This is a genomic window from Streptomyces ureilyticus (genome assembly GCF_011045025.1).
GTDB classification, from domain to species: Bacteria; Actinomycetota; Actinomycetes; order Streptomycetales; family Streptomycetaceae; genus Streptomyces; species Streptomyces ureilyticus.
Genome location: NZ_JAAKZX010000062.1, coordinates 22,808 through 46,884, shown reverse-complemented (window position 1 = coordinate 46,884; position 24,077 = coordinate 22,808). Strand labels below are relative to the sequence as shown.

At 68.6% G+C, this 24,077-nt stretch carries 21 protein-coding genes and 2 pseudogenes; 17 read left to right on the top strand and 6 right to left on the bottom strand.

All coding sequences use genetic code 11. The annotated features are described in order from the left end of the window. Both G6048_RS20690 and G6048_RS20685 read left to right on the top strand, forming a co-directional pair. Positions 1-1,495, top strand: a 1,495-nt coding sequence (locus G6048_RS20690) for a peptide-N4-asparagine amidase (protein ID WP_165341051.1), incomplete at its 5' end; no start/stop codon positions are given. A 144-nt stretch (positions 1,496-1,639) separates the two neighbouring features. Further along, positions 1,640-3,100 (top strand): cation:dicarboxylate symporter family transporter, encoded by a 1,461-nt coding sequence (locus G6048_RS20685; RefSeq protein WP_328826510.1) that lies wholly within the window; start codon positions 1,640-1,642, stop codon positions 3,098-3,100. A gap of 65 nt (positions 3,101-3,165) precedes the next feature. On the opposite strand, the gene G6048_RS20680 is transcribed toward G6048_RS20685, so the two are convergent. After that, a complete protein-coding gene (locus G6048_RS20680; RefSeq protein WP_165341050.1) occupies positions 3,166-3,615 on the bottom strand; it encodes a MarR family winged helix-turn-helix transcriptional regulator in 450 nt (149 codons plus the stop codon). Positions 3,616-3,709: 94 nt separating this feature from the next. Between G6048_RS20680 and G6048_RS20675 the strand changes: the two genes are divergently transcribed. Beyond that, a complete protein-coding gene (locus G6048_RS20675; RefSeq protein ID WP_165341049.1) occupies positions 3,710-5,509 on the top strand; it encodes an ABC transporter ATP-binding protein in 1,800 nt (599 codons plus the stop codon). A 43-nt stretch (positions 5,510-5,552) separates the two neighbouring features. Beyond that, positions 5,553-6,386: an endolytic transglycosylase MltG gene (gene mltG, locus G6048_RS20670; RefSeq protein WP_165341048.1), complete on the top strand. Its 834-nt coding sequence runs from the start codon at positions 5,553-5,555 to the stop codon at positions 6,384-6,386. A gap of 18 nt (positions 6,387-6,404) precedes the next feature. Here mltG and G6048_RS20665 read toward each other — a convergent pair whose 3' ends face one another. Further along, positions 6,405-7,499, bottom strand: coding sequence for an NAD(P)-binding domain-containing protein (locus tag G6048_RS20665; RefSeq protein WP_328826505.1), 1,095 nt, complete (start codon positions 7,497-7,499; stop codon positions 6,405-6,407). Between the two features lie 134 nt (positions 7,500-7,633). On the opposite strand from G6048_RS20665, the gene G6048_RS20660 reads away from it, so the two are divergent. Next, the gene (locus G6048_RS20660; protein WP_165341047.1) at positions 7,634-8,056 is read left to right on the top strand and encodes a secondary thiamine-phosphate synthase enzyme YjbQ; all 423 of its coding nucleotides are present in this window, start codon (positions 7,634-7,636) and stop codon (positions 8,054-8,056) included. 241 nt (positions 8,057-8,297) lie between these two features. Here the strand turns inward: G6048_RS20660 and G6048_RS20655 are convergent, their stop codons facing one another. After that, on the bottom strand, positions 8,298-9,068 hold the full coding sequence (locus G6048_RS20655) for a FadR/GntR family transcriptional regulator (protein ID WP_165341046.1): 771 nt from the start codon (positions 9,066-9,068) through the stop codon (positions 8,298-8,300). Between the two features lie 145 nt (positions 9,069-9,213). Between G6048_RS20655 and G6048_RS20650 the strand changes: the two genes are divergently transcribed. The 5 genes from G6048_RS20650 (at position 9,214) to G6048_RS20630 (ending at position 15,605) form a co-directional block, all read left to right on the top strand. Beyond that, the gene (locus tag G6048_RS20650; RefSeq protein WP_165341045.1) at positions 9,214-10,479 is read left to right on the top strand and encodes an ABC transporter substrate-binding protein; all 1,266 of its coding nucleotides are present in this window, start codon (positions 9,214-9,216) and stop codon (positions 10,477-10,479) included. Positions 10,480-10,582: 103 nt separating this feature from the next. After that, positions 10,583-11,470, top strand: a complete 888-nt coding sequence (locus G6048_RS20645; RefSeq protein ID WP_328826502.1) for a carbohydrate ABC transporter permease — start codon at positions 10,583-10,585, stop codon at positions 11,468-11,470. Then, positions 11,470-12,297: a carbohydrate ABC transporter permease gene (locus tag G6048_RS20640; RefSeq protein ID WP_165341044.1), complete on the top strand. Its 828-nt coding sequence runs from the start codon at positions 11,470-11,472 to the stop codon at positions 12,295-12,297. The genes G6048_RS20645 and G6048_RS20640 overlap by 1 nt, the downstream gene beginning before the upstream one ends. Position 12,298: 1 nt before the next feature. Next, positions 12,299-13,534 carry a mandelate racemase/muconate lactonizing enzyme family protein gene (locus G6048_RS20635; protein ID WP_165341043.1) on the top strand — a complete coding sequence of 412 codons (1,236 nt, stop codon included), beginning with the start codon at positions 12,299-12,301 and terminating at the stop codon, positions 13,532-13,534. Positions 13,535-13,574: 40 nt separating this feature from the next. Continuing rightward, the gene (locus G6048_RS20630; protein WP_165341042.1) at positions 13,575-15,605 is read left to right on the top strand and encodes a right-handed parallel beta-helix repeat-containing protein; all 2,031 of its coding nucleotides are present in this window, start codon (positions 13,575-13,577) and stop codon (positions 15,603-15,605) included. 223 nt (positions 15,606-15,828) lie between these two features. Here the strand turns inward: G6048_RS20630 and G6048_RS20625 are convergent, their stop codons facing one another. Then, positions 15,829-17,718, bottom strand: coding sequence for a propionyl-CoA synthetase (locus G6048_RS20625; RefSeq protein ID WP_165341041.1), 1,890 nt, complete (start codon positions 17,716-17,718; stop codon positions 15,829-15,831). A gap of 222 nt (positions 17,719-17,940) precedes the next feature. On the opposite strand from G6048_RS20625, the gene G6048_RS20620 reads away from it, so the two are divergent. The 3 genes and pseudogenes from G6048_RS20620 to G6048_RS51875 form a co-directional block, all read left to right on the top strand. After that, positions 17,941-18,951, top strand: a complete 1,011-nt coding sequence (locus tag G6048_RS20620; protein ID WP_165341040.1) for an enoyl-CoA hydratase/isomerase family protein — start codon at positions 17,941-17,943, stop codon at positions 18,949-18,951. 2 nt (positions 18,952-18,953) lie between these two features. Then, positions 18,954-19,127 carry a hypothetical protein gene (locus G6048_RS49685; RefSeq protein WP_235990106.1) on the top strand — a complete coding sequence of 58 codons (174 nt, stop codon included), beginning with the start codon at positions 18,954-18,956 and terminating at the stop codon, positions 19,125-19,127. After that, positions 19,064-19,207: pseudogene (locus tag G6048_RS51875) on the top strand (hypothetical protein); the annotation flags it as partial. The gene G6048_RS49685 and the pseudogene G6048_RS51875, both read left to right, overlap by 64 nt. A 590-nt stretch (positions 19,208-19,797) precedes the next feature. Here the strand turns inward: G6048_RS51875 and G6048_RS20610 are convergent. Next, complete coding sequence (locus tag G6048_RS20610; protein WP_165341038.1) at positions 19,798-20,265, bottom strand: winged helix-turn-helix transcriptional regulator; 468 nt, start codon at positions 20,263-20,265, stop codon at positions 19,798-19,800. 103 nt (positions 20,266-20,368) lie between these two features. On the opposite strand from G6048_RS20610, the gene G6048_RS20605 reads away from it, so the two are divergent. The 4 genes from G6048_RS20605 (at position 20,369) to G6048_RS51870 (ending at position 23,337) form a co-directional block, all read left to right on the top strand. After that, the gene (locus G6048_RS20605) at positions 20,369-20,869 is read left to right on the top strand and encodes a PaaI family thioesterase (RefSeq protein ID WP_165341037.1); all 501 of its coding nucleotides are present in this window, start codon (positions 20,369-20,371) and stop codon (positions 20,867-20,869) included. 187 nt (positions 20,870-21,056) lie between these two features. Then, the gene (locus G6048_RS20600) at positions 21,057-21,647 is read left to right on the top strand and encodes a TetR/AcrR family transcriptional regulator (protein ID WP_165341036.1); all 591 of its coding nucleotides are present in this window, start codon (positions 21,057-21,059) and stop codon (positions 21,645-21,647) included. Positions 21,648-21,940: 293 nt separating this feature from the next. Continuing rightward, positions 21,941-22,150, top strand: a complete 210-nt coding sequence (locus G6048_RS20595; RefSeq protein ID WP_206341836.1) for a hypothetical protein — start codon at positions 21,941-21,943, stop codon at positions 22,148-22,150. A 758-nt stretch (positions 22,151-22,908) separates the two neighbouring features. After that, positions 22,909-23,337, top strand: coding sequence for an ester cyclase (locus tag G6048_RS51870; RefSeq protein ID WP_165341056.1), 429 nt, complete (start codon positions 22,909-22,911; stop codon positions 23,335-23,337). Positions 23,338-23,430: 93 nt separating this feature from the next. On the opposite strand, the pseudogene G6048_RS51865 reads toward G6048_RS51870, so the two are convergent. Beyond that, positions 23,431-24,018: pseudogene (locus G6048_RS51865) on the bottom strand (alpha/beta hydrolase); the annotation flags it as partial. Between the last annotated feature and the right edge of the window lie 59 nt (positions 24,019-24,077).

Here is a 24,077-nt window from a genome sequence, read left to right as displayed (position 1 = left end):
GTTCGGCACCGACTGGCACGACCCCCTGACCGCCGCCCCGCCCGTCACCCAACCCGACGACGCGAAGTCCTGCGACATCACCGTTGCCGAAGCTCAGTTCCGCGACTTCACCCCGTACAAGGGCACGTACGCACCCCCGCGCGGCTGCGGCGACCGATGGAGCAAGGTCGTGCTGCGGCTCGACGGCAAGGTCAAAGGACGGCAGTTCGACCGGCTCGGCTATCTGCACATCGGCGGAGTCGAGGTCTTCCGTACGTCCACCCCGCAACCCTCACCGGACGGCATCGAGTGGTCTGTGGAGAAGGACGTCACCCGCTACAGCGACACGTTCCGGCAGAGCCAGGACGTCGAGATGCTCATCGGGAACGTCGTCGACGACACCTACACAGGAATCATCGACGTGAAGGTGACGCTGACCTTCTACGAGGGCAGGCCCGCGGCCACCACCCCCGACCGCGTCCTCACCCTCCAGGACGGCACCCTCACCACGCCGCGCAACAGCGAGCGCATCGTCGCCGAGGTGTACGCCACGGGTTCCGGCGGCGGCTGCGAGGAGTACTGGTATCTGACGGTGCCCGATGCCGCGCCGTACTCCTGCAAGGCGGACGACGGCTCCTATCGCGAGGTGCAGATCAAGGTCGACGGCCAACTGGCGGGCATCGCCACACCGTTCCCGACCGTGTGGACCGGCGGCTGGTCCAATCCCTTCCTCTGGTACGTGATTCCGGGGCCCCGCGCCTTCGACATCAAGCCCATCGAGTACGACCTGACCCCCTTCGCGGGACTGCTCAACGACGGCCGTCCGCACCGGATCGAGGTCTCGGTGGTCGGCGTTCCGGAGGGGCAGGCCGGCTGGAGCGCTCCGGTGAACGTCCTCGTCCAGCAGGATGCCCACAGCAGGCAGGTGACCGGAAAGCTGACCGCACACAATGCGGGCGGCCTCGCCAACTCCTCGACGTACACACCCGGTTCGGAGCACCGGCTGGACACGGAGGCCGGCCACCGGCTGACCGTGTCCGGATACGTCGACACCTCGCACGGCCGCGTGACGACCACCGTCAGCCGCAAGCTGGCCAACAAATCCGTGCATCAGTGGACCGATGGCGAGAACAGCGACGCCCTGGAAGCGACCTGGACCGACGACGAGACGGTCACCGTCGATGGACGCGGACCCGCCAAGTCGACCCATACGCAGCGCACGTACACGATGGACGGCACCACGACTCTCGGCGCGGGCGACCGGCTGCGGACCGTCATGTCGCTGGGGGACCGGGCCGCCGTCGTGGAGACGCGCGGCAGCCGGCGCACCGACTGGTACCGGCTCGACGACACCTACACGGGCGACGCGACGTATACGGCGAATGTGCCGCGCGACCAGCGGCACGCGGTCGGCACGACGAGCGAGCGTTTCCGGCTGTACCGACCGGGCGGATGCTACGACCGGAGCGTGATCACCGTGCAGGGGACGCTCACCGAGGACCGCGAGCGCTGCTGAGACGCGGCATGTGTCGCGTGTCACACCCTCCATCATTTACATGGATGTGACATGGGTGTTGTCGGCGGTAGCAAACTCCCCCGATAGTGATCGACGCGGAAGCACTTTTCCGCATCCCAGAAGTCCCGTTCGGAGGAGTGCCCCGTGCCGCCGTCTGTACCGTCCCCTACGCGACGCGTCGCACGCATACTGCGTACCTCATTGTTCGCCCAGGTCGCCGTCGCCCTGGTGCTCGGAATCGTCGTCGGAAGGTTGTGGCCGGACACGGCCACAACCTTCCAGCCGCTCGGCGACGGTTTCATCCGGCTCATCAAGACCGTGATCTCGCCGCTCGTGTTCTGCGTGGTCGTCGTCGGCATCGCCAAGGCCGGCAACCTGAAAGCCTTCGGGCGGATCGGTCTCAAGGCCCTGATCTGGTTCGAGGTCGCGTCCACGGCCGCCCTGCTCATCGGCCTGATCGCCGCCAACGTCGTCGCCCCCGGCTCCGGCATGAATGTCGACCCGTCGCAGCTCGACACCTCGGCGGTCGACGACAAGACCGCCGGCGGTTCACTGCCGTCGACGACCGAGTTCATCCTGGAGGCGCTGCCGCAGAGCGCGATCGGTGCGTTCGCCGAGAACTCGCTGCTCCAGGTGCTGGTGCTGGCCTGCCTCGTCGGCGCCGCCCTGCTCCACCTCGGCCACACCAAAGTGCCCAAGATCCTGCCGGCCATCGAGCAGGCCCAAGAGGTCATCTTCGCCATCGTCGGCTTCGTCATGAAGCTGGCACCGCTCGCCGTGTTCGGCGCGATGGTGCACCTGGTGGGGGAGTACGGCCTCGGGGTGATGAAGACGTACGGCAAGCTCATCATCCTCTGCTACGCCGTTGCCGCGATCTTCCTCGTGCTGCTCGGCGTTGCGCTGAAGCTGGTCACCGGGCTCAGTCTGTGGAAGTTCGTGCGCTATACGCGCGAGGAGATGCTGCTCGCGCTCGGCACCGCCTCCAGCGAATCCGTCCTGCCGCGCATGATGCAGAAGCTGCGCCAGGCGGGCGCCCGCGACGACGCCGTGGGCCTGGTGCTGCCCACCGGCTACTCGTTCAACCTCGACGGCGCCTCCATCTACCTCTCCATCGGCACGCTGTTCATCGCGCAGGCCGTCGGCGTGGACCTCAGCCTGAGCCAGCAGATCACCGTGGTCCTGGTCCTCATGCTGACCAGCAAGGGCATGGCCGGCATCCCCGGTTCGGCCTTCCTCGCCCTGTCGGCGACCGCGTCGTCGCTCGGTGCCATCCCCGCCGGGGCCGTGGCCCTGCTGCTCGGCGTCGACCGCATCATGGACTCGATGCGCGTCGTCACCAACCTGCTCGGCAACTGCGTCGCCGTATTCGCGGTGTCGAAGTGGGAGGGGGCGCTCGACACGGCACGGGCCAAGAAGATGCTCGACGGTGAGATCGCCTTCGTGGAGGAAGACGAGGCCGACGAGGACGGGCCGAAGAAGGAGGCGCTCGCTGCCGAGAGCGCGTCGGGGACGGGGAAGCCCTCTTCTGAAGGCGAGGCTCCCGAGAATGCCGCTGTCGAGAGCACCGCTCCCGAGGGCGCCGAGGTCAAGGCACCGGCCAAGTAGCCTGCGGGCTACGTGAGTTGAGAGAGCATGGCCCGGCGTGCACCGCACGCCGGGCCATGCTCTGTTCAGTCCTCCATCGCGGGCATCCCGTCGACCAGTGTGTCCAGCAACCCGCCCAGTACCTTGCGCTGCTCGTCCGTCAGCGGAGCCAGGATGTCCTCCGCCGCGGCCCGGCGCGCGCCGCGCAGCTCGCGCAGCGCCCGGCGCCCGTCGTCCGTGAGCTCGATCCGTATCACCCGGCGATTGGTCGGGTCGGGTACGCGACGGACCTTGCCGCTCGCCTCCAGGCCGTCGACCAGTGTCGTCACGGCCCGGGGCACCACCTCCAGACGCTCGGCCAGATCGGCCATGCGCGGCGGCGAAGCGTAGGGCGCGAGGGTGCGCAACAGCCGGGACTGGGCCGGAGTGATTCCGAGCCCGCGCTGCTCCAGATGACGCTTCTGGATGCGGTGCACACGACGGGTCAACCGCAGCAGTTGCTCGGCGAGCACGCCGTCGGCGTCGGGGGTGTTCATGCGGGAACAATATCAGGACCTTGTACATTGTGAGTATAGGTAACAATGAGCTACGCTCCATCAGACGACTTCGTCCCACATCCCGTAGGAGCCCATGCCTCCCGACACTCTCACCTGGACACCGCCACCCGCCAAGCCCGGAGAGCCGCGGCAGGTGCGCCGCATCCTGAAGCTCTTCCATCCCTACCGCGGCCGGCTCGCCGTCGTCGGCCTGCTCGTCGGCGCCGCTTCGCTGGTCTCGGTCGCCACGCCCTTCCTGCTGAAGGAGATCCTCGACACCGCGATCCCGCAGGGCCGCACCGGCCTGCTGAGCCTGCTCGCGCTCGGGATGATCCTCAGCGCCGTACTCACCAGCGTCTTCGGCGTGCTGCAGACCCTCATCTCCACGACGGTCGGGCAGCGCGTCATGCACGACCTGCGCACCGCCGTCTACGACCGGCTGCAGCGCATGTCGCTCGCCTTCTTCACCAGAACGCGCACGGGCGAGGTCCAGTCGCGTATCGCGAACGACATCGGCGGCATGCAGGCCACGGTCACCTCGACGGCCACCTCGCTGGTCTCCAACCTCACCAGCGTCATCGCCACGATCGTCGCGATGATCGCCCTGGACTGGCGGCTGACGGTCGTCTCGCTGCTCCTGCTGCCCCTGTTCGTCTGGATCAGCCGCAGAGTCGGCAACGAACGCAAGAAGATCACCACCCAGCGGCAGAAACAGATGGCCGTGATGGCCGCCACCGTCACCGAATCACTCTCCGTCGGCGGCATCCTGCTCGGCCGCACCATGGGCCGGTCCGACTCGCTCACGCGGTCCTTCGCGGACGAGTCCGAGGGCCTCGTCGACCTCGAAGTGCGGTCGAACATGGCGGGACGCTGGCGGATGGCCGTCATCTCGATCGTCATGGCCGCCATGCCCGCCGTCATCTACTGGACCGCGGGCCTGGCCCTCCAGTTCGGAGGACCCGCCGTCTCCATCGGCACGCTCGTCGCCTTCGTCTCGCTCCAGCAGGGCCTGTTCCGGCCAACCGTCAGCCTGCTCTCCACCGGTGTGCAGATCCAGACCTCGCTCGCCCTGTTCCAGCGCATCTTCGAGTACCTCGACCTGCCCATCGACATCACCGAGCCCGAGCACCCGGTCCACCTCGACCAGATCAAGGGCGAAGTCCGCTTCGAGGACGTCGAGTTCCGCTATGACGACAAGAGCGCGCCGATACTCGACGGCATCGACATCACCGTCCCCGCGGGCGACAGCCTCGCCGTCGTCGGCGCCACCGGTGCCGGAAAGTCCACGCTCAGCTATCTCGTGCCACGGCTGTACGACGTCACCGGGGGCCGCGTCACGCTCGACGGGGTCGACGTGCGGGACCTGGACTTCGACACCCTCGCGCGCGCGGTCGGCGTCGTCTCCCAGGAGACGTACCTCTTCCACGCCTCCGTCGCCGACAACCTGCGCTTCGCCAAGCCGGACGCCACCGACGACGAACTGCACGCCGCCGCGAAGGCCGCCCAGATCCACGACCACATCGCGTCTCTGCCGGAGGGGTACGACACGATGGTGGGCGAACGCGGACACCGCTTCTCCGGCGGTGAGAAGCAGCGCCTCGCCATCGCCCGCACGATCCTGCGCGACCCGCCCGTACTGATCCTCGACGAGGCGACCAGCGCCCTGGACACCCGCACCGAGCGCGCCGTGCAGGAGGCCATCGACGCCCTCTCGGCCAACCGGACCACACTCACCATCGCCCACCGGCTGTCCACCATTCGGGGCGCCGACCAGATCGTGGTCCTGGACGCCGGGCGCGCGGTCGAACGCGGCACGCACGCGGAGCTGTTGGAGCACGAGGGCCGTTACGCCGCACTGGTGCGCCGGGACGCCCAACTGGAGCCAACAAGATGAAGATATGTCGAGTTTGGTCCGTTATGTGGGTTAACGTGCCCGCATGCAGACCCACACTCCGCCACGGAGAACGATTCGACTGACGCGTCGAGGCCGGATCGCCCTCATCGCGACCGGAGCCGTCGTGGCGGCCACCGCCGTGGCGGTGTCGCTGCTGAGCACGGACGAAGCCGAGGGGCCCCAGCACGTGGTGATCCCGGAGGGCTGGCGCGCCCGCCAGGTGTACGAGGCCGTCGACAAGGCCTTCGCCCTGCCCGCGGGCACCACCAAGAAGTCCCTGGACAAGGCCCGTCTCAAGCTCCCCGAGGACGCGAGCGGCAATCCCGAGGGCTACCTCTTCCCGGCCACGTATCCGATCGACGAGAAGTCGACTCCGGCGTCCCTGCTCTCGTACATGGTCCATACGGCGAACAAGAAGTTCAGCGGCGGCACGGTCACGGCCGGGGCCGAGCAGAACGCGATGAACGTCTATCAGACGGTCACCGTCGCGAGCATGGTCCAGGCCGAGGCGGACACCAAGGCGGACATGGGCAAGGTGGCGCGCGTCATCTACAACCGCCTCGCGCGCGGTATGCCGCTCCAGATGGACTCGACGATCAACTACGCGCTGAACCGCAGCACGCTCCGCACCAGCGAGCGCGACACGAAGCTCAACAGCCCGTACAACACGTACCAGCGGATGGGTCTGCCGCCCACGCCCATCGCCAACCCAGGCGTGGACGCGATGCGTGCCGCGGTCAGTCCGGCGCACGGCGACTGGCTGTACTTCGTCACGGTCAAGCCGGGCGACACACGCTTCACTGCCGACTACGCGGAACACCAGAAGAACGTCGCGGAGTTCAACAAGAACAGCCAGAGCGCGTCCGCGTCCAGCTGAGCCCCGGCTCAGCGGACTTCACGCGGCGACCGGCACCTGAGCCAGCAGTCGGCGGATGTCCCGTACCGCCGAGCGCCCGGCACGGTTGGCGCCGATCGTGCTGGCGGACGGCCCGTACCCGACCAGATGGATTCGCGGATCGGCGACCGCACGTGTCCCCTCGACCCGGATGCCGCCGCCCGGCTCCCGCAGCCGCAAGGGTGCCAGATGGTCGATCGCCGCGCGGAAACCGGTCGCCCACAGGATGACGTCGGCGTCCACGCGACGGCCATCAGCCCATTCCACGCCGTCCTCGGTGATCCGGTCGAACATCGGCAGGCGGTCCAGGACCCTGTCGTCGATCGCCTGACGAATCGTGTCGTTGAGCGGCAGCCCCGTGACCGACACGACGCTCTGGGGCGGAAGCCCCTGCCGAACGCGTTCCTCCACGAGCGCGACCGCGGCCCGCCCCGCGCCCTCGTCGAAGGGCCCCTCGTGGAAGACCGGCGGTCGCCGCGTCACCCACGTGGTCTCGGCCGCGTACGGTGCCATCTCCATCAGATGCTGTGTGCCGGAGGTGCCGCCGCCCACGACGACGACCCGCTGACCGGCGAACTCCTCGGGACCGGGGTACTGAGCCGTGTGCAACTGCCGCCCCCGGAAGGTCTCCTGGCCCGGATAGCGGGGCCAGAACGGCCGGTCCCAGGTACCCGTCGCATTGATCAGGGCCCGCGTCGTCCAGGTCCCCGCAGAGGTCTCCACGAGCAGGCGCCCGCCCTCGCCCTCGCGTACGGTCCGTACGTCGACGGGCCGCCGAACGCGCAGGTCGAAGGTTCGCTCGTAAGTGTCGAAGTACTCCGCGATGACCTCGGAGGACGGGCGGGCCGGGTCCCCGTCCGTCAGTTCCATGCCGGGCAGCGAGTGCATCCCGTGCACCTTGCCGTACGTGAGCGAGGGCCACCGGAACTGCCATGCGCCGCCGGGCTGCGGCGCATGGTCCAGCACCACGAAGTCCCGCTCCGGCTCGAAGCCGGTGCGCCTCAGGTGATAGGCGCTGGACAGCCCGGCCTGCCCAGCGCCGATGACGACCACGTCGATTTCTCGTGCCGTGTCTTGTACCCCGATTTCGTTCACGCTTCTACTAACTCGGCTGGGGGTCCGGATCTTCCCGTCAGCTCCCACTTGCGACAAACGCCAGACAGATGAGACGTATGGGCAGTGACAGCGGCGCGGAACTGAGCCCAAAGCCGATGCGCCAGGATTGACCCATGTCCGATGCCTTCACCACCCGCGTACTGAACGTCGCCACCGGCTCCTCGGAGGCGATCGTCGACCTCACCCACGAATGCGAGGCCTTCCTCAGGGAGGCGGCGGGCGACCGCGACGGCCTGCTGAATATCTTCGTGCCCCACGCCACCGCCGGAGTCGCGATCATCGAAACCGGAGCAGGCAGCGACGACGACCTCCTCGCCGCCCTCCACACCCTGCTCCCCGCCGACGACCGCTGGCAGCACCGCCACGGCAGCCCCGGCCACGGCCGCGACCACGTACTCCCCGCGCTCGTACCCCCGCACGCCACGCTGCCGGTACTGGGAGGCCGCCTCGCGTTGGGCACCTGGCAGTCGGTGTGCCTGGTCGATACGAATCGCGACAATCCAGATAGGCAGGTTCGACTGTCGTTCCTTGGCTGAGGGCCGGGGTGTGGCGACTGCAGGGCTCATGCCCCGCCGCTTCAAACGGCGCGGTGGTTGAGGTGTGCGCGGTGAAGCGGGGCGTGAGTACGCCTCGGTCGCCGTCGTTTCCTGAGCCTCGACGTGGACGGGGCGGCCACCGCGAACCGATCGGCGCTCATCCTGTGGACGTGTAACGGCCAGGACAATCGGCGTCGCCCTGCCCGCGGGTGAGGCCGGGCGCCACCGGCGGCGGCGCCCGCTAACGGTCCAGTCGCACCGGGTCGCCCGGTGCGCTGCGGCGGACGAGCCAGGCTTCGGTGATGTGGGTGAACATCGCCTCGGCCGCACCGCTTGGGTCGTGGGCGGCGATGCGCTCGTACACGCGGCGATGGCCGCGGTTGGACGCGATGCACATGGCGCGCTCGGGTCGGCCCATGTACCGCGCGGTGTTGACGACCTGGCTCTCCAGTGCGCGTATCACCCCACGGGCGATGCGGTTTCCCGACGCCTGCATGATGACGTCGTGGAAGGCGCGGTCGTGCTCCGCATACGTGACGTGGTCGTCCACGAGTTCGTCCATCTGGTCCACCAGTGTGCGCAGCCGATCAACGACGTCCTGAGTGGCCAGCCGGGCGGCGACGTGCGCCATGTCGGACTCCAACAGCCGCCGTGTGACCACGAGGTCATCGAGGAGCTGCAGACTCTCGTCCTGGTCGATGCTCGCCGCCAGGACGTGCTCGTCGAGCATGTTCCACTTCGCCGGGGCGGTCACCATGGTGCCGGCACCCTGGCGGACCTGCACCAGTCCCTTCTCCTGCAGGATCTTCACGGCTTCCCGGATGACGGTCCGGCTCACCGCGAAGGCCTCGCAGAGAGCGGGCTCGGGCGGGAGCGGCGTCCCCGGCGGGTGCTCCCCGCGAACGATGCGCCCCACCAACTCGGCTGTGACCGCCTTCGCAAGGTTGGTCGGCCGTCGTGCCCAGGCGGGAGGCGCCGAACTGCTCTCAGCTGCTGGCTGCGTTGCCGTCATGGCTTCCTCCGGTGGTCCCGCGACCACGCGGGCGACTCGAGGCGCCATCATACGCGACAGCCATTGACGTCATACGTCATACGAGTTACGTTTCCGGGTCATCGGCGGGCGGTGGGTCCCCGCAAGGCAACGGAGAGTGATCGGCATGAAGCGGCGAGCACTGTGGGCGGCCGTCCTGGTCGCGGCGATGACGCTGTCCGGCTGCGGCAGCGCGGGATCCGGCTCCTCTTCCGACTCCGCGGACGACAAGCTCGTGGTCTGGGACTGGAAGACCGGCGAGGAGTCGGCCGCCTCCTACATCAAGCAGGCGAAAGCCGACTTCGCCGAGAAGCACCCCGATGTGAAGGTGGAGTTCGTCGCGCAGCCGTTCGACCAGTACTACACGTTGCTCGGCACGGCCATTCAGTCCGGCAAGGGCCCCGACGTCATGCTCTTCAACGGCGGCGGTGAGATACGGGACCGTACGGACGCCCTCCTGCCCCTGGACGACTACGTGGCCAAGGACAGGAAACGGCTGGCGGGTTGGGAGGCCTTCACCGCACAGGGCAGGGTCTATGCCGCGCCGGTGACGTTGCAGGGGCATCCCGTCTACTACAACAAGTCCCTCTACAAGGACGCCGGTCTCGACCCCGAAGAGCCGGCGACGACGTGGCGGGAGTTCCTGGACGACTGCAAGGCCATCGCCGAGAAGACCAAGGCCAGTTGTCTCTCCCTCGGAAACAAGGAGGGCATCGGCATCCAGTTCTTCCTCTCGGGACTGGGGCCGGGCGTCCTCACACCGCAGGAGTACGACGACTGGATCGCCGGGAAGCGGGACTGGAACTCACCCCATGTGCGACAGATCTTCGAGCTCTGGAAGGAGGCCGAGGACGTCGGCCTGAACAACGACGGGGCCAACTCGACCGCGCTGTTCAACGACGCCTTCGCCCGCTTCCAGTCCGGTGAGGCCGCCCACATCGTGGGGCTGATGTCGGACGTGGGCCACTGGAAGGACTTCAGCGAGTTCCTGGACCCGGACGACATCGGCGTGATGCGGGCTCCGCTCGTCAACTCCGAAGCCGACCCCGCCCTTCCGTACGACGGCGGTATCGGCTACGGGGTCGCCGAGTGGACGAAGAAGCCGAAACTGGCCGCAGACCTGGTGCGCTCCCTGACCTCGAAGGACGCTCTCAAGGCGTTCTACGCCGACGCAGGCGCGGTCGCATCCGACACCACCCTTGACGTGTCGGGCGGCGGCCAGGCCCTCACCACGATCGTGTCGGAGATCAAAACCGGCAAGCCCGCACTGCACGTCGCGCTGTCCTCGAAGACGCTGGATCTGATGGGCAGGCTGTCCCAGCAGATCCTGAGCGGATCGACCAGCGTCGACGACGCTTTGCGGAAGCTGGCCGACTCCGACCAGAAGGGCTGAATCCGTGCCGCTCCGGGGTTCGCCCTCGTCGGTCCGCCCGGCTGATAGCGGGCGGACCGACAAGACGCAGGCCGGGCAGCGCACGCGCCGTACGGATCCCGGGGTGCCTGCCCCGCGGGGCATCAGTGGGCAGCGTGCCGAACGCCTCGCGCCCTACATCCTGTTGGCCCCGGCCATTGCGATCGTCGTGGCGTTCCGCCTGGTCCCGCTGCTCATGGGCGTCAACTTCTCCTTCACCGGCGACGGCGAGCGCGACGGCACCGCGGTTGGCCTGGACAACTACGCGGAACTGTTCCGGGACCCGCTCTTTCGCACAGCCTTGGAGAACGTCGGACTGCTCGTGTTGCTGCTTCCGGTGGCGGTGGCGATTCCCGGCCTGCTCGCGACGTTCATCTATCTGCGCGTGCCCGGGCACCGGATCCACCGCAGTGTCTACTTCTTTCCTGCCGTGCTCTCTCCGGTGCTCGTCGGCGCGATCTTCAACCTGCTGCTGGCCTTCGACGGCCCGCTCAACGCGGCCCTCGGGAACACCGGCATCGATCCCGTCGACTGGCTCGGCGATCCGGACATCGCCATGTTCACGGTGGTCGGCGTTCACGTCTGGGCGACGTTCGGGATGGCCCTGGTGGTCTTCCTCGCCGGGTTCTCCACCCTGGACGCCACACTCCTCGACGCCGCCCGGGTCGACGGCGCGTCGTTGCCCCAGGTCATCTGGCACGTGATCGTCCCGGGCCTGTCCCGCACCCTTCAGTTCGTGTTCGTCACCACCATGATCGGGATGCTGACGTCCATGTTCGGCCTGCTCTACGTGATGACCAGCGGCGGCCCGGAGGGGGCCACCTATCTGCCCGAGTACTACATCTGGGTCCAGCAGGGGGAGATGAACCGGCCGGCGCTCGCCTCGGCCGCCTCGACGGTTCTCTTTCTCCTGATGCTCGTAGTGGGGCTCGCGCAGATCGCGCTGCTCCGCCGCGCGGGGAGGGAGCACTGATGCGCCGCGTGCGCCTGCGTGTGTGGGTGGTCGCCGTCCCGATGGCCGCCCTGGCAGTGGCGACGATCTACCCTCTGGTGTTCACCGCCAACGTCGCCATGAAGACCCGGCACGACTACATCCTCGACCGGTTCTCCCTGACGAGTTCCCTGTTCTGGGACAACATCGCCACGGCATGGACGAGTGTCGGCCTGGGGCGGTACTTCGCCAACTCCGTCATCGTGGTGGCGTCCGCGGTCGCCCTCCTTCTGCTGATCGGCTCGATGGCCGGCTTCGCGCTGAGCCACCTGCGGTTCCGGGGCTCACGGGCCCTGTTCCTCTGCTTTCTCGCGGCGCTGTTCATCCCGTTCCAGGTGATCATGGTCCCGCTTGCGCGGGTCATGGCGGACAGCGGCCTCATGGATACCTATCCCGGGCTGATCCTCGCCTACGTCGCGCAGTTCCTCCCGTTCACGATCTTCCTGATGACGAGCTACTACTCCGGGATCCCGGGCGAGATCATGGACGCGGCCAGGATCGACGGAAACACGACGTACGGCGTCTACCGGCGGATCATGCTGCCGATCGGCCGCCCGGCGCTGCTGTCGGTCGGCATCCTCAACGCCCTGTTCTGCTGGAACGACGTGCTCATCTCCCTGCTGATGATGCCGTCCCCCGAACACCGCACCCTCATGGTCGGAGTCACGTCACTGCGCGGGCAGTACTCCGACGACATCCCCACCTTCGCCTCCGGGGTGCTGATCGCCGCACTGCCGGTCCTCGTGCTCTACCTCTTCTTCCAGCGCCAGATCGCCGACGGGATCACCGCCGGTGCCACGAAGGGCTGACATGCGGATAACCGGGTTTCGCACCCTCACGACCGTCCACGAATGGGGCCGGCCCATCGGTGACGCCAACGGCGTCTACGCCGACGGGGTCACCCCGGTGCCGATCATCCTGGTGGACACCGACGCGGGCATCACCGGCGTCGGACTGGGACCTCACATAGAAGTGGACGCCGTCTTCTCCGCCATCGACGGCGAGGACCCGCGGTGCGTGACCGCGCTCTACGACCGCATGCTGCGGCACACCTTCAAGGCCGGCCACGCCGGAGCCCTCTTCGGGACCATCGGTGCCCTCGACACCGCCCTGTGGGACATCAAGGCGAAGGCTGCGGGCGAACCGCTGTGGCGCCTTCTGGGGGGAGGCGACCGGAGGGTCCCCGCCTACGCATCGGCCCTCGACATCGCCCTGAGCGACGACGAACTGGCCCACGTCTACCAGGCCTACGCCGAGCACGGCCTGCGGGCGGCCAAGCTCAAGGGCGGCCTGGACGTCGAGCGGGACCGCGACCGGCTGGCCCTCGTACGAGAGGTCCTGACCAAGGCCGGACGGGGGGCGCGGCCGGCCCTGATGCTTGACGCGAACGAGACCTGGACCCGCAAGCAGGCGGTCCGTCACGTCGGGGAACTGGAACGCACGCTCGACCTCACCTGGGTCGAGGAACCCGTCCGGCGCTGGGACGCCGAAGGAATGGCCGCCGTCGGACGGGGAATCCGGGCTTCGGTCGCCAGCGGTGAGAACCTCAGCGGCCTTGAGCAGTACCGGCCGCTGCTGGCCCTGGGCGCGGTCGACATCGTCCAGACGGCGGCGGTCTGGGGCGTGACCCACTTTCTTCGGGTCGCCGCCCTGGCTCACGCCCACGACCTGCCCGTCAGCCCGATCGGCGATACTCCTGTGGCGCTCCTGCACGCCGCGACGTCCGTGCCCAACCTCATCGCCGCCGAGCTGCAGAACCTCCAGCCGCCCCTCGGCCTCTCCCTCGACCTGCACGTCGAGGACGGTGCCTTCGTCCTCGGTCACTCGCCGGGCCTGGGCATCGAGGTCGACGAGGAAGCGATAACGGCGTCAGGGCGACAGCACACGGCCGCACCCGAAGGTCCCGGCATCCGGCCCGATCACGCAGGACGACGACTGCTCACAGCGGCCGGTCACCACGCCGGCACGCAGCAGCACCATCCCGATCCTCCCCGGTTCCTCGTACCGCATCCCGTCAACGAAGTGCCGCGCACCGCTGGGCCCTGACCGGCTCAGACCACCCCGACCGCGAAGAAGGGACATAGCCATGCACTCGCTCCTCGCACGGCCCACGAGAACGTCCGTCGTGGCGACCGCCGCGACCCTGGCCACCGGACTGCTCGCAGCCCTGCCCTCCGACGCACACGCCGCTCCCAAGGGGTACAGACTCGTCGTCGCTCCCACCGGCGCTCCACGCGCCAGCGACCACGGGCCGGGCACGGTCAGCCGGCCGTTGAAGACCCTGGCGGAGGCGCAGCGCCGGGCCCGGGTCCTCGCTGCCCGAGGCGACGTCACCGTGAACCTCCTCGGCGGGACCCACCGGCTCACCTCGCCGCTGCGCTTCGGCGCAGCCGACTCCGGCCGCGACGGGCACACGGTGACCTGGAAGGCCGCGCCCGGAGCGAAGCCCGTGGTGAGCGGCGCGGAACCGGTCACCGACTGGGAACTCGACGACCCGGACAAGGGCATCTACAAGGCACAGGTCGGCACCGGCTTCGACACCCGTCAGCTCTACGTCGACGGCGTCCCGGCACAGCGCGCGCGCCTCGCGCTGAACCGGTCCGACATCTCGCTCAACCCGACCGGCTTCACCTTCGACAACCCGGACCTGGATCACCTGGCCACGCTGCCCGACCAGAAGCGCATCGAACTCCAGGCAATGCTGTCGTTCACCAACCGCTTCGCGCCCGTGGAGAGCATCTCCGGCTCCAGGGTCGTGATGCAGCAACCCGCCTGGGACAACAACACCTACGGATACGACACCATCCAGTCCCCGTTCCGGACGCCGACGTTCTGGCTGCTGAACTCCAAGAGCTTCCTCGACGAGCCCGGAGAGTGGTACCTGGACACGACGGCCGGCACGCTGTACTACAAGCCGCTCGAGGGACAGGACCTGGAGAGTGCACAGGTCGAGCTCCCGCGCATGGAAACGCTTCTCGAGGTCGGCGGCACCTACGACGAGCCGGCCCATGACCTCCGGTTCCAGAAAATGGCCTTCACCGGCACCACGTGGCTGCACCCCAGCTCGCCCAACGGATACGCCAACCAGCAGACGGGCGCGTTCATCACCGGCGTGCAGCCCCACCGGCCGGCCGATGCCTTCACGTCATGTGCGGTCGGCTGCAAGGGATTTGAGGGAGCACGCAACAACTGGGCACAGGCGCCCGCGGCCGTGCAGGTATCGGCGGCGGACGGCATCACCTTCGCCGACAACCGCTTCGTCAACCTCGGCTCGGTCGGGCTCGGCATCGGCAACGACGCCAACGCACACGCCACCGGCGTCGGATTGGGCGCGCAGAACATTTCCGTCACCGGCAACACGTTCACCGCGAGCGCCGGCGGCGGCATCGTGGTCGGCGGAGTGCGTCCCGACGCGCACCACCCGTCCGACGAGCGCATGACCAACCGCGACATCCTGATCGGCAACAACCGCATCTTCTCCACGGCGCTGGAGTACCTCGACCAGGACGGCATCTTCGCCAGCTACGCCACCCGGCTGACCATCGAGCACAACGACGTTTCCGACATGCCGTACTCCGGCATCGGGATCGGCTACGGATGGGGTGCCAACGACCCGGGCGGCAGCCCTGAGTACATCGCCCGCGGACTGTACGACTTCCAGCCGATCTACGACACGCCCACGACCCTGACGGAACTCCACGTGGTGGGCAACCACGTGAGCGACGTCGTACACACGCTGTTCGACGCCGGCTGCATCTACACGCTCTCCGCCAACCCCAAGGGCACCATCAAGGAGAACTTCTGCGAGAAGAGTGGGCAGCTCGGCCTGTACTTCGACGAGGGATCCCGCTACATGACCGCGAACCGCAACGTCTTCCTCAACACCGCCAGCCAGTGGGCGCATGCCAACAACCAGAACAGCAACCTCACCGGCGATCAGACCCTGATCGGAAACTACGCGACCAACCCCAACATCACCGGCCTCGTCGATGGCGAGCGCGGCAACGTCGTACGGGACAACACCATCTTCACCAGCGGCAACATCCCCGCAGAGGCCAGAGAGATCATGTCCAACGCGGGTGCGGCCGACCCGAAGCGCGGCCGCATCGAGGAGTGACGGTGCCGACGACCATGTCGACGCGGTGACCTGACCGTTGTTGGTCACCGTCACCGTCACAGGCGGACGAGACCCGGCCGCGTCCTCTCGCTCTCGCCGCACCCGCGCACGCACCGGGACGAGTGGGCGCAGCCGGGTCTTCGCCACCGCCCTGCCGGCGGGCCGTGCCGCGCGGAGTCCGCTGGGCGCGCTCGCCACCGTCGGCTGGGGCGCTGTCGGCCGTTCATGGAGTGTGACCGGGGCGGTGCAGGACCGGGCGCAGGGCCTCGATGACGCCGGGGTCGTCCACCGTGGAGGGAATGGGCTCGTCGTGGCCGTCGGCGATGCCGCGCATGGTCTTGCGCAGGATCTTGCCTGAGCGGGTTTTGGGCAGAGCGGCGACGATCGTGACGTCCTTGAGGGAGGCGACGGCGCCGATACGTTCGCGTACGAGCCGGACGAGTTCGGCCTCGACCTCGCTCGGGTCGCGGGCGGTGCCGGCCTTGAGGACGACGAAGCCGCGGGGGATCTGTCCCTTGAGTTCGTCGGCAACGCCGATGACGGCGCATTCGGCGACGTCGGGATGGGCGGCCAGGGCCTCTTCCATGCTGCCCGTGGACAGCCGGTGGCCGGCGACGTTGATGACGTCGTCGGTGCGGCCCATGACGAAGACGTAGCCGTCGTCGTCGATGTGTCCGCTGTCACCGGTGAGGTAGTAGCCGGCGTAGGCGGAGAGGTAGGAGGCGACGTAGCGGTCGTCGTCGTTCCAGAGGGTGGGGAGTGCGCCGGGCGGCAGGGGGAGCTTCACGACGATCGCGCCGTCGGCGCTCGCGGGCGCCTGCTCGCCCGAGGGGTCGAGGACGCGGACGTCCCAGCCCGGCAGCGGGCGGGTGGGGGAGCCGGGCTTGAGGGGAGCGGCTTCGATGCCGACCGGGTTGGCGACGATGGGCCAGCCGGTTTCGGTCTGCCACCAGTGGTCGATCACCGGGATGTCCAGGAGGGCGCTCGCCCAGTGGTAGGTCTCGGGGTCGAGGCGCTCACCGGCGAGGAAGAGGTAGCGCAGGTGGGAGAGGTCGTAGCCGGCGGTGAGTGCTCCCTTCGGGTCCTCCTTGCGAATGGCCCGGAAGGCGGTGGGTGCCGTGAACATGGTCTTGACCTGGTATTCGGCGGCGACGCGCCAGAACTGGCCCGCGTCCGGGGTACCGATCGGCTTGCCCTCGTACAGGACCGTCGTCGCTCCGGCCAGCAGGGGCGCGTAGACGATGTACGAGTGCCCGACGACCCAGCCGACGTCGGAGCCGGTGAACATCGTCTCGCCCGGGCCCACGTCGTACACGGCGCCCATCGACCAGTGCAGGGCGACCGCGTAGCCGCCGCAGTCACGCACGACTCCCTTGGGCTTTCCGGTCGTTCCGGACGTGTAGAGGATGTACAGGGGATCGGTGGCGGGGACGGGAACGCAGTCGGCCGGCGGTGCGGCGGCGACCAGGTCGGCCCAGTCGAGATCGTCGGGTCCCAGCGCGGCCTGCTCCTGCGGGCGTTGCAGGATCACGCTCTTCTCCGGCTTGTGGACCGCGAGTTCGATGGCCCGGTCGAGCAGGGGCTTGTACGCGATGACCCGCTTGCCCTCGATGCCGCAGGAGGCGGAGACGACCACCTTGGGGGCGGCGTCGTCGATGCGGAGGGCGAGTTCGCGCGGGGCGAACCCGCCGAAGACGACCGAGTGGACCGCGCCGATGCGTGCGCAGGCCAGCATCGCGATGGCCGCCTCGGGGACCATTGGCATGTAGATCACCACGCGGTCGCCGTGTCCCACGCCGAGCTGCGTGAGTCCTCCGGCGAAGGCTGCCACCTCGCTCCTCAGCTGGGCGTAGGTGTAGGTGCGGCGGGTGTCGGTCACGGGGGAGTCGTAGATGAGGGCGGGCTGTTCGCCGCGGCCGGCTTCGACGTGCCGGTCGAGCGCGTTGAAACAGACGTTGAGCTGCCCGTCGGGAAACCAGCGGTAGAACGGTGCGCCCGAGGAGTCCAGGGCGCGTTGCGGAGTGACATTCCAGTCGATGCCCTCGGCCGCATTCAGCCAGAAGCTCTCCGGGTCCTCAGTACTGGCGCGGAAGACATCCTCGTACGTTCCCATCGCGCACTCCTTTTGTGGCATCAAGGGGCGGGCATGTTGCGGCGTGCGGAACCGTGTCGGACACAAGTACCGTATGCCGACCGGCATGGTCGAGCAGGATGCCGGAGGCTCGCGGAGGCGCTCCGAGCCCTGTGTCAGGATCTTGAGGTGCCCACCCCTCAAGCCCACGGCAACGTGATGGCCACGACAGCCAGGTCCGCGCGGATGGAGAAATGACGACCGATGACTGATACCGCTGCGGTCGAGATTCTCGCCGACGTCCACCGGGGCGTCGGCCGCATCCTCTTGAACCGGCCCAAGGCGCTCAACGCCCTGACGACAGACATGGTCGCCGCCATCGACCGCGTGCTCGCCGGGTGGGAGGACACACCGCTGTCCGCTGTGGTGCTCGCCAGTACCAGCACGAAGGCGTTCTGTGCCGGTGGAGACATCCGTACGATCCGCGAGCACAGCCTCGCCGGGGATGCCGAGGCCAGTGAGCGGTTTTTCGCCTCCGAGTACCGGCTCAACGCCCGGATCGCGGAATATCCCGTCCCGGTCGTGTCGCTCATCGACGGCCTGTGCATGGGCGGCGGTCTCGGTCTGTCCGTCCACGGCAGCTTCCGCGTCGTCACCGAGGGCGCGGTGCTGGCGATGCCCGAGACCGGGATCGGGTTCTTCCCGGACGTCGGGGCCAGCTACTTCCTGCCGAGGCTGCCCGGCGCGATCGGCATGTACCTGGGACTGACCGGGCACCGGCTCGACGCGGCCGACGGTCTGTATACGGGGCTGGCCACGCACTTCGTTCCCAGGGACGGGCTCGACGCGGTCGGGGATGCCCTGGCCGACAGTCCCGGCGACCCGGTGGACGTGGTCCTGAACCGTCTCGCCGGCCGTTCCCCGGTGGCGGGCAGCAGGCTGGCGGAGGTACGCGGGGACGTGGACTGGGCGTTCGGCGCGCCGAGTCTCGGCGAGATCGAGAAACGCCTGCGCCACCTCGACACCCCCTGGGCCGCAGACGCGCTGGTCGCCCTGGAGTCCGCCTCGCCGCAGAGCCTGGAGATCACTCACGCCCTGCTGGCCCGGGGCAGGCAGCGTGCGTTGCGCGAGTGCCTCGGCGCCGAACTCGCCCTCACGCGCACGACCATCCGCACGCCGGACTTCCTGGAGGGCGTCCGCGCGGCTCTGGTCGACAAGGACCGCACTCCCAACTGGCAACGTGCGTCGCTCGGCGGACGGACGCTGCCGTCCTGAGCATGTCCATCTCCCCCTGGTGCGACCTCGAGATCGCCAACGAGACCATGGCGACCAACGCCGAGACGGACAAGATTCTCAGCAAGGAACTGCTGGAGTTCTTCCGGGAGGCCTGGATCGGCGGCACGGGCATCGCGGCCCGGACACCCGGATCAATCTGGACCGGGCGGACCTGAGCGGTCTGCCCCCGACCCTCGTCTCCTGGGGAACGTACGAGGTCCTGGCAGGCGAGGACGAGGAGTTCGCCGCCCGCGTCAAGGACGCCGGAATCGACACGGCGACCGTGGTGGTCCCGGGAGGCCAGCACTCGTACGTCTACGGTGCCGGCCGGGTTCCGGAGGTCGACGCCGCCATCGCGCAGATCGGCGCGTGGGTCCGGGAGAAGACGAAGATCTGACCGAACGGTACGGGCGCGGCAGTCGCAAGATCCGCGCGCCTGCCGGATCGGGACGGTGGACGGACGCCGACATGGCCTGCGGTGGCGCGCAGGTCCGCGACGCCCGCGCCCTCGTCCCGGTCCGGCGGACGACGGGCGGGACGGCGGCCGACCACGACGGCAGCTTCAGCTACGCGCACCGCCGCGCGCGACCGAGCTCGCCGACTTTCGGGTCGCCGTCCGGGCCGAGGATCCGTCGCGTCCGGTCGGCAGCGACGTCGCCGCAGCCGTCGAGGACGTACCCACCCGACGCTCCGCCCGTCAGCGCTGCGGACGGCCGGCGCCAAGCTCGCAGTCCAGCTGGCGAACCTCCCCGTCGACTGAGGGACAACGGCGGCGGAGTGCACGGCACTCAGTTGATGTCTCACCGCCGTCTGGCCCGCGACCGCGAGGCCGATGGCTCACGACCTTCAGGCCCGGAGGCGGGCGCCTGTTCCCAGCCGGGCGGTGACGTCACGGGGAGTGAGGGTGGAGTGTTCCGTGGAGCATTCGACGACGACGCGGACCGGGGCGTCGCAGTCGGTGTGACGGACGTCCAGTGCGGGGCCTTCGGGGCCGAGGGCGTACGTCTCGCCCCACTGGCTCAGTGCCATCAGTACGGGCCACAGGTCCCAGCCCTTGCGGGTCAGGCGGTATTCGTTGCGGGAGCGGCTGCCCGGCTCCCGGTAGGGGACGGTCTTGAGGATGCCGGCCGAGGTCAGCTTGCGGAGGCGGTCGCTGAGGACGGCCTCCGACAGGCCGATGTGGCGGTGGAAGTCGTCGAAGCGGCGGACGCCGTTGACCGCGTCACGCAGGATCAGCAGCGTCCATTTCTCCCCGATCACGTCGAGCGTGCGCTGGACGGGGCAGTTCTCGGTACTCGCCTCAAGCCACTCCATTCCGCCATCGTACGAGCCTGACTTCGCCATTGACAGCCAGGTGAGCGAAAGTCTAGCTTCACTTGAAAAAGTCAGCTGACAGTCAGAGGGAAGGGCGCCGGCCGTGGGGCGAACGCGTACGTACAACTGGGAAGATCCCGCGATCCTGGCGGAGGCCGCCGGGCGCATGGCCGGCATCGACTTCCTGCGTGAGCTGCGGGCGGGACGGCTGCCGGGGCCGCCCATCAACTACACCGTCGACTTCGCCCTGGACGAGGTGGAGCCCGGCAGGGCGGTCTTCTCCCTGACGCCGGGAGAGGAGCACTACAACCCGATCGGCAGCGTGCACGGCGGCATCTTCGCCACCCTGCTCGACTCGGCGGCGGGCTGCGCCGTCCAGTCCACCCTCCCGCAGGGCATGGCGTACACCTCGCTCGACCTGACCGTGAAGTTCCTGCGACGGATCACCGTGGACACGGGCCAGGTGCGCGCCATCGGCACGGTGGTCAGCAAGGGCCGCCAAACCGCCCTCGCCCAGGCCCAGTTGGTCGACGCGACGGACCGGCTGCTCGCCCACGCCACCAGTAGTTGCATGCTCTTCCCGGTACCCGCTCCTCGGCCGTGACTCCGCAGGCCAGGTCGTCGGCGTGTGGGGGCAGCCGGGACAACAGGGAGTGCATCGATATTCCGCTCATCGGCGGCCCGCTGCCCCCTGGGAGCTCGTCGATTTTTTGGATTACGTTCGCAATACCATAGACTGGTGAAGTCCGTGAAGGCAAGCGACCCTTCCGGTCGGCGAAGGAGCGTGTGCTGTGGTGCGGTACGGAAAAGAGCACAAGTCGGAGACGAGGCGGCGGATCATCGAGACGGCGGGCCGCCGGCTCAAGCAGGACGGTATCGACGGCTCTGGAGTCTCGACGCTCATGAAGGACGCGGGGCTGACCAACGGGGCCTTCTACGCTCACTTCGAATCCAAGGACGACCTCGTCACCACGGCAATCGCCGAGCAGTTGAAGGTGCAGGCCGAGGACGTCGTCGCGCGGGCTGCTCCTGGCCGTGCCGGACTCGAGCAGATCGTGCGGGGGTACCTGTCGCCCCAGCACCGTGACAGCCTTGGCGACGGTTGCCCCAACGCCGCTCTGCTCGACGAGATCGGGCGCTGCACCGACACAACCAGGCAGGCGTACACCGACGGCGTGCTGGTCCTCGTCGAGGGCATTGCCGCCCGCATGGCGCCCGAGGACCCGTCCTCCGCACGTGTGAAGGCGCTCAGCCTCCTCGGTCTGATGGCCGGGACACTGCAGCTTTCCCGCGCCTTGACCGACAGTCGGCTCGCCAAAGAGCTCCTCGATCAGGGGGTCGACAACGCCCTCGCCCTGTTGGACGCCGGGCAGCGCGTCTGACGCACCACACCCCTGGCCCCAGGCCGTGTGGCCCTCGGGGGAGCGGTCCGGAGCCGGCAGGTTCTCTCCAGTTGGGACTCAGTCGACGCCTTCGGTGATCACCTCCTGCGCTGCCGGCGGCTGCACGCTCTTTCCAATCCCTGCGCCCTGAACCGCGACGGGCACTTCACGGCTCGCGCCGGGCAGCGCTCCCGGCCGAGGCCGCGGCTGACGGCCGTACCGCCGCGCGTACGCATCAATTCGCCCTGGCCGAACGCGGGGAGCCGCGCGTTCCGTGCGCTGCCGCGACTCTCGTGCTGCTTCTGCTGCCGATCACCCAGGGGCGTGAGTGGGGCTGGGCCTCACTGAGTACGATCGGCTGCTTCGCCGGTGCCGCTGCCATGGGAGCCGTATGGGTGCTGGTCGAGCGGAAGGTGCCGGAACCGCTGGTCGGCATGCGGATGTTCGCCCACCGGCCGGTTCCATCTCCCGTTCCGCCGACAGCGCCATCGGCGGCGCGGTGATCACCGCCGTGCCGGACTCCGAGAGCGTCGGACACCTCCCCGCCGGTTCCCGGCACTGCCTGCCGAATCGCAGTTCGCCCTCAGGTTCGTCCTCGCCGGGGCAGCCTGCGCGCTGATAGCGCTGATAGCGCTGATAGCGCTGATAGCGCTGGTCGTCTGGTTCGGCCTGCGGCACATCCGGCTGGCACAGCACCATGCCGCCGAAGCGGCGGCGGACCGGGTTGCCGTGACCGAGTCCGAGGTGCTGCCCGGGAGCAGGTGAGGCCCGTACGGAGCCCTGGCGCGGCGGCGTCAGGACAGGGCTTTCGCCTCTGGCGTCGCTGGGGACACCGTCACTGCGGATCGGACCGGACCGGACCGGACCCGACCTGGTCTGGCCGATCACCATGCACCGCCCGGGCAGGCCCGCCTTCGCGACCGGGCGGCTGTCGGCGGAATTGTGCGCGGACAGCTGTGTGCAGCGGTCGGTAGCGGAGTCTCCCCGCTTCGGCGTCAGGCCTGCTCCTCCGCCACCCATGTGAGTACGGTCATAATTCCAAGCCTGGCCAGGACCTTGTCCGCGGGCTTGGCTCCTGCTTATTGTCATACGGTCATAATTCAAAATCCTCGACGGGTCCCGGGCCCGGAAGGGGCGGTCGCATTCACGCAGGCCAAAACGCGTGCCAGAGCCTGATCGTCCAACCCGCCTGTTCGGCCCGATTCCACGCTGTCCATGACCGGGGCGGAGCCGCTCCGTCCAGCCGCATTGGAGAAAACGCATGTCTTCCTCGAACGTCGAGCCCCGAACGTCCACCGCCGACCTGCACCGGCTTGCCGACGAGTACGTCAAGCTCGTCAACCTGCGTGACCTCGACGCCCTGTTCGCCCTGTACTCGCCGGACTTCCGCAACCACGCCGCCGACGGCACCGCCACCGGCCTCGAGGAGACCCGCGCGGTGCTGGCGTCGTTCCTCGACGCGGTCCCCGACTTCGCCGCCACGCCGGTCCGTGTCGTCGCCGAGGACGATTGGTTCGCGATCAGCTTCATCCTCACCGGCACGAACACCGGGTCCTTCAACGGCACTCCCGCCACCGGCCGATCGATCGAGGTGCTGGAGCTCCGCATGTTCAAGGCGGCCGACGGGAAACTCACCGACCACTGGGGCCTCATCGACCTGGCGACGCTCTTCGCCCAGCTGCAGTCCTGAGAGGGTCGTACGTGAGTTGATGCCTGCTTCACCCTTTCGGGAGGAGCAGGCGGGCCGGCCGCAGCGTCGCTGGGCGGCTACCCGGCTGAGCATCTTGTCCTTGTCTTCGTTCGCGTCCACCGACGGGTTCTGGATGGTGAGGTCGGTCCACGGCGAGACGCTGACGATCGCGCCCGGGGTGGCCTCGCCCTTCGCGAGCAGGCGCAGCGGCAGCATCACCGCGAGGGCGCCGCCGATGGAGTGGCCGGTGCTGCCGATGTTGCGCGGCTCGTAGCCCTGCGAGAGCAGCCATCGGTAGGCCGTCTCGGCGTCGTCGAGCTGGGCGGGGTAGGGGTGCTCGGGCGCGAGGCGGAAGTCCACGACGAGGGAGCGGGCTCCGGCCGCCTTGGCGATGTGGCCGGCGGCCTTGCGGTCCGAGTGCATCGAGGCGGCGACGGATCCGCCGAAGTGGAAGTGGAGCAGCGCCTTGTCGGGGTCGGCGCCCTCGGGGATGGCCCACAGCGCGGGTACGCCGCCCGCGTCGACCTCGGCGTAGGTGACGCCTTCCGGCTCGGTCGCCGCCTTGTGGTTCGAGTCGACGATGTCGCGGACGATGGCCAGGTCGAGGCCGGGTATGGCCGTCTTCGCGTTCGCGCGCTCGAGGAAGTCCGTGAACTGCCCTCGCCGAGGTCGGCTCGGCATGCCCGTGATGAGGTCGGCGACCTCGCCTGTGAAGTCGTCACCATCCGTTACGAACAGTA

Bases quoted from the DNA above. Each gene is read 5' to 3' on its own strand.
- G6048_RS20680 (WP_165341050.1), bottom strand. From the start codon at position 3,615: ATGAACACCCCCGACGCCGACGGCGTGCTCGCCGAGCAACTGCTGCGG.
- G6048_RS20675 (WP_165341049.1), top strand. From the start codon at position 3,710: ATGCCTCCCGACACTCTCACCTGGACACCGCCACCCGCCAAGCCCGGA.
- mltG (WP_165341048.1), top strand. From the start codon at position 5,553: ATGCAGACCCACACTCCGCCACGGAGAACGATTCGACTGACGCGTCGA.
- G6048_RS20660 (WP_165341047.1), top strand. From the start codon at position 7,634: ATGTCCGATGCCTTCACCACCCGCGTACTGAACGTCGCCACCGGCTCC.
- G6048_RS20655 (WP_165341046.1), bottom strand. From the start codon at position 9,068: ATGACGGCAACGCAGCCAGCAGCTGAGAGCAGTTCGGCGCCTCCCGCC.
- G6048_RS20650 (WP_165341045.1), top strand. From the start codon at position 9,214: ATGAAGCGGCGAGCACTGTGGGCGGCCGTCCTGGTCGCGGCGATGACG.
- G6048_RS20640 (WP_165341044.1), top strand. From the start codon at position 11,470: ATGCGCCGCGTGCGCCTGCGTGTGTGGGTGGTCGCCGTCCCGATGGCC.
- G6048_RS20635 (WP_165341043.1), top strand. From the start codon at position 12,299: ATGCGGATAACCGGGTTTCGCACCCTCACGACCGTCCACGAATGGGGC.
- G6048_RS20630 (WP_165341042.1), top strand. From the start codon at position 13,575: ATGCACTCGCTCCTCGCACGGCCCACGAGAACGTCCGTCGTGGCGACC.
- G6048_RS20625 (WP_165341041.1), bottom strand. From the start codon at position 17,718: ATGGGAACGTACGAGGATGTCTTCCGCGCCAGTACTGAGGACCCGGAG.
- G6048_RS20620 (WP_165341040.1), top strand. From the start codon at position 17,941: ATGACTGATACCGCTGCGGTCGAGATTCTCGCCGACGTCCACCGGGGC.
- G6048_RS49685 (WP_235990106.1), top strand. From the start codon at position 18,954: ATGTCCATCTCCCCCTGGTGCGACCTCGAGATCGCCAACGAGACCATG.
- G6048_RS20610 (WP_165341038.1), bottom strand. From the start codon at position 20,265: ATGGAGTGGCTTGAGGCGAGTACCGAGAACTGCCCCGTCCAGCGCACG.
- G6048_RS51870 (WP_165341056.1), top strand. From the start codon at position 22,909: ATGTCTTCCTCGAACGTCGAGCCCCGAACGTCCACCGCCGACCTGCAC.